We start from the raw sequence: 4,258 nt of genomic DNA on the forward strand, positions 1-4,258 counted from the left end.
GCCATTGCCCGACAATTAAACAACCGCCCGCGCAAATGCCTCGACTTTGAAACACCAGCGGAGGTCTTTGCGAGGGAAATCATGAACTTTCAACCCAGTGTTGCACTTCAGACTTGAAACCGCCCAGGCATTCGAATTACTCCATCGGGTTCTTTGGGGTTTCAGGGAAAACAGGGTGGGGGAGGGGGCTCAGGCGTCAATCAGCGCAATCACGTCCTCTTCCCGCAGGACCAGCACCTCGTGGCCGTCGATCTTGACCGCCTGGCCGGCGTATTTGCCGAACAGCACCCGGTCTCCGGGCTGTACGGCGAGGGGGCGCACTTCCCCCGTGGTCAGCAGCTTGCCGTGACCGACGGCGATGACTTCGCCCTGGTCGGGTTTTTCTCCGGCGCTGTCGGGAATGACGATGCCGCTGGCGGTGGTGCGCTCCGGTTCCACACGTTTGACGATGATTCGGTCGTAAAGGGGGCGAAGGGCCATCTGTAATGTTCTCCAGTGCGTGATTGGACAGGGCTGCCGGTTGATTCCGGTCGGAGTCCTTGCATTGCAAGGGCAATGCCAGCACGCGATGGTCTTGATTGCCAAGGGTTTCGCGGATTTGTCCCGTTTCTGGCTGTTTCCAGGTCCGCAGCTTTCGGATCAATCCTGCTGATCCGGCAGCAGGGGGACGGGAGCGCTGACTCCCGGTGTTCTGCTGCAATTGCAGCAGCTGGGTGTGTGAAATTCAGCAAATAAGATCTTCATTGCTGAATATTCAACAGCTCAATTTCCTTGGATTAAAAATCCATAAGGATTTCGTTTTTTATTGTTTCCGGTAAATGTGCCGGAAAAGTAAAGTGCATTTCATCTTGTTATGACAAGTTCAAATGCTCCAAATGGAAAACCAGCCTGTTCCCGGTGTGTCGAGTGATGTGCCCCATTACCGGCGCATTGCCACGCTACTGCGCGAGCGGATTCTCGCGGGCGATTGGGCGGCCGGTGCCAAGCTCCCCTCGGAAAGCATACTGGGCCAGCACTTTGCGGTCAGCCGGATCACCGTGCGTCAGGCCCTGGGAGCCCTGCACCAGGAAGGCCTGATCTTCAGCCGGCAGGGGCAGGGGCGCTTTGTAAGCCGTCCGAAGGCGGTGCAGCACGTGAATCGTCTTCAGGGCTTCGGTGAGCAGATGGGCGCGGACGGATATGCGGTGCACAACCGCCTGCTGGGCCTGGCGGAAGTGCCTGCCGAGGCCCGGGTGGCCCTGCGTCTGGGCCTCAGGGCCGGGGCGCCGGTGATGGAGATCCGCCGCCTGCGCCTGCTCGACCTGGAGCCGGTGTCCGTCGAGATCACCTGGCTGCCCGTGGAGATCGGGCGTCGGGTGGCCCGGGCCGATCTGGAGCGACGCGACATCTTCGTGATCCTGGAGAACGATTGTGCCTGCCCCCTGGGGCGGGCGGATCTGGCCCTGGACGCGGTGGCCGCAGATCCGGATGTGGCCGCGCTGCTCCGCCTGCCCGCGGGAGCACCCCTGCTGCGGGTGGAGCGACTTACCCATGACCGGGGCGGCAAGCCCATCGACCACGAATTCCTTTATTTCCGTGGCGACACCTTTCAATACCGATTCCAGGTGGATCGCCACCCCTCTTCAGTGGAGTGACTCATGTCTCATCAATTGGATACCCGCGAAAGCGCCTACGACATCGTGGTGGTGGGCGGCGGTACCGCCGGCCCCATGGCCGCCATCAAGGCCAAGGAGCGCAATCCGGAACTGCGCGTGCTGCTGCTGGACAAGGCCCACGTGAAACGCAGCGGTGCAATCTCGATGGGCATGGACGGCCTCAACAATGCCGTCGTGCCGGGCTATGCCACCCCCGAGCAATACACCAAGGAAATCACCATCGCCAATGACGGCATCGTCGATCAATCCACGGTGTATGCCTACGCAAAGCACAGCTTCACCACCATTGAGCAGCTCGACCGCTGGGGCGTGAAGTTCGAGAAGGACGCCAATGGCGACTACGCCATGCGCAAGGTGCACCACATGGGCACCTACGTGCTGCCCATGCCCGAGGGCCATGACGTCAAGAAGGTGCTCTACCGCCAGCTCAAGCGGGCGCGGGTGGAGATCACCAACCGCATCATCGCCACCCGCCTGCTCACCGCGGCCGACGGCAGCGTGAATGGGGTGATGGGCTTTGATTCCCGCACGGCCGACTTCCACGTGATCCGCGCCAAGGCAGTGATCCTGGCCTGCGGGGCGGCGGGTCGCCTCGGTCTGCCGGCATCGGGCTACCTGATGGGCACCTACGAGAACCCCACCAACGCCGGGGATGGCTACGTGATGGCTTATCACGCCGGGGCCGAGCTGGCCAACCTGGAGTGCTACCAGATCAACCCGCTGATCAAGGACTACAACGGCCCGGCCTGCGCCTACGTGGCCGGGCCCCTGGGGGGCTATACCGCCAACAGCCGGGGCGAGCGCTTCATCGAGTGCGACTACTGGAGCGGCCAGATGATGCTGGAGTTCTACCAGGAGCTGCAGGGCGGCAACGGCCCGGTCTTCCTCAAGCTCAACCACCTGGCCGAGGAGACCATCCAGACCATCGAGACCATCCTGCACAGCAACGAGCGCCCCAGCCGCGGGCAGTTCCACGCCAACCGGGGCACCGACTACCGCCACCAGATGGTGGAGATGCACATCTCCGAGATCGGCTTCTGCAGCGGCCACAGCGCCTCCGGCGTGCATGTGAACGCCCGTGCCGAGACCACCGTGCCAGGCCTCTACGCGGCTGGCGACATGGCCGCCGTGCCCCACAACTACATGCTGGGCGCCTTCACCTACGGCTGGTTTGCCGGCGAGAGCGCGGCGGAGCGGGCCAGCAGCCGTGATTTCACTCCGGTGGACGCGGAGCAGGTGGCCCGCGAGCGGGCCCGCATCTACGCCCCGCTGCTGCGCGACCACGGCTTGCCGGCCCTGCAGGTGGAATACAAGCTGCGGCGCTTCGTGAATGACTACCTGCAGCCGCCCAAGGTCACCCGCAAGTACGAGTTGGCCCTCGAGCGCTTTGCCGAGATCGGTGAGGACCTGGGCCAGCTCCACGCCCGCGATGCCCACGAGCTGATGCGCTGCGCCGAGGCTTCGGTGATCCGCGACTGTGCCGAGATGGCCGCCCGCGCCTCGCTGTTCCGCACCGAGAGCCGCTGGGGCCTCTATCACCTGCGGGTGGACTACCCGGAGCGCAACGACGCCGAGTGGTTCTGCCACGCCCACCTGAAGAAGGATGAGTCCGGTCGGATGAGCCACCACAAGCGCCCCGTCGAGCCCTACATCGTCCCCATCGCCGAACAGGAGCGGGATGCCTACGACCGGCTGCGTGTCGCGCCGAAGGCCCCCGCCGAAAAAACGGCCGCCACCGTCTGACCCCAGGAGAAACCCATGGCATTCCAACCCCGCAGCATCGCCCAGTTCAGTGAGGCCGCCGTCACCGTGGATCTGGACAAGTGCATCGCCCACAAGGGCTGCACCGTGTGCATTGACGTGTGCCCGATGGACATCCTCGAGATCGATCCCCAGACCGGCAAGGCCTTCATGAAGCGCGACGAGTGCTGGTACTGCCTGCCTTGCCAGAAGGACTGCCCCACCGGCGCCATCCACGTCGCCATTCCCTACCTGCTGCGCTGATCTTCCGCTTCACCCCAACAATAGAGAGAACTCCCCATGCGATTTTCAACCTTCACCAAGGCCGCAGCGTCCGCGCTCGTCGCCATGACCGTCAGCCTCGGCGCCCACGCCGAGACCCTGCGCCTGGCCATCGGCACCCAGGACACCACCATCAACTGCGCCACCGGCGGCCTGCTGATCCGCGAGCTCAAGCTACTCGACAAGTACCTGCCGAAGGATGGCAAGTACAAGGATGTGCAGTACGACATCCAGTGGAAGAACTTCACCTCCGGCGCCCCGCTGACCAACGAGATGGTGGCCGACAAGCTGGACATCGGTACCATGGCCGACTTCCCCGGCTCGGCCAACGGCGCCGCCTTCCAGAAGGCCGGCAAGAAGAGCCTGTTCATCACCGTGCTGTCGGGCAGCACCCAGGGCAGCGGTAATGGCGTGGTGGTGCCCCGCGACTCCAGTGCCACCACCCTGGCCGAGCTGCGCGGCAAGACCATCTCGGTGCCCTTCGCCTCCGCCGCCCACGGCATGCTGCTGCGGGCCCTCAAGCGCCAGGGCCTCGACCCCGAGAAGGACGTGAACATCATCACCCAGGCGCCGGAAGTGGC

General features: G+C 63.9%; 5 protein-coding genes. 4 read left to right on the forward strand and 1 reads right to left on the reverse strand.

Going from position 1 to position 4,258, the window contains the following annotated elements; all coding sequences use genetic code 11:
* Positions 1–189 precede the first annotated feature (189 nt).
* Positions 190–480, reverse strand: coding sequence for a co-chaperone GroES (locus tag PHD22_RS16535; protein ID WP_299869434.1), 291 nt, complete (start codon positions 478–480; stop codon positions 190–192).
* Positions 481–866: 386 nt separating this feature from the next.
* On the opposite strand from PHD22_RS16535, the gene PHD22_RS16540 reads away from it, so the two are divergent.
* The 4 genes from PHD22_RS16540 to PHD22_RS16555 form a co-directional block, all read left to right on the forward strand.
* The gene (locus PHD22_RS16540) at positions 867–1,634 is read left to right on the forward strand and encodes a GntR family transcriptional regulator (protein WP_299869438.1); all 768 of its coding nucleotides are present in this window, start codon (positions 867–869) and stop codon (positions 1,632–1,634) included.
* A 3-nt stretch (positions 1,635–1,637) separates the two neighbouring features.
* On the forward strand, positions 1,638–3,398 hold the full coding sequence (locus PHD22_RS16545) for a fumarate reductase/succinate dehydrogenase flavoprotein subunit (RefSeq protein WP_299869442.1): 1,761 nt from the start codon (positions 1,638–1,640) through the stop codon (positions 3,396–3,398).
* 15 nt (positions 3,399–3,413) lie between these two features.
* Positions 3,414–3,659, forward strand: a complete 246-nt coding sequence (locus tag PHD22_RS16550; protein WP_299869445.1) for a 4Fe-4S dicluster domain-containing protein — start codon at positions 3,414–3,416, stop codon at positions 3,657–3,659.
* 36 nt (positions 3,660–3,695) lie between these two features.
* A partial coding sequence (locus PHD22_RS16555) for a PhnD/SsuA/transferrin family substrate-binding protein (protein ID WP_299869449.1) occupies positions 3,696–4,258 on the forward strand: 563 nt, incomplete at its 3' end.

Origin of the sequence: Zoogloea sp., from assembly GCF_028693495.1 — a bacterium.
In the GTDB taxonomy this organism is placed as follows: Bacteria; Pseudomonadota; Gammaproteobacteria; order Burkholderiales; family Rhodocyclaceae; genus Zoogloea.

Bases quoted from the DNA above. Each gene is read 5' to 3' on its own strand.
- PHD22_RS16540 (WP_299869438.1), top strand. From the start codon at position 867: ATGCTCCAAATGGAAAACCAGCCTGTTCCCGGTGTGTCGAGTGATGTG.
- PHD22_RS16550 (WP_299869445.1), top strand. From the start codon at position 3,414: ATGGCATTCCAACCCCGCAGCATCGCCCAGTTCAGTGAGGCCGCCGTC.
- PHD22_RS16535 (WP_299869434.1), bottom strand. From the start codon at position 480: ATGGCCCTTCGCCCCCTTTACGACCGAATCATCGTCAAACGTGTGGAA.
- PHD22_RS16545 (WP_299869442.1), top strand. From the start codon at position 1,638: ATGTCTCATCAATTGGATACCCGCGAAAGCGCCTACGACATCGTGGTG.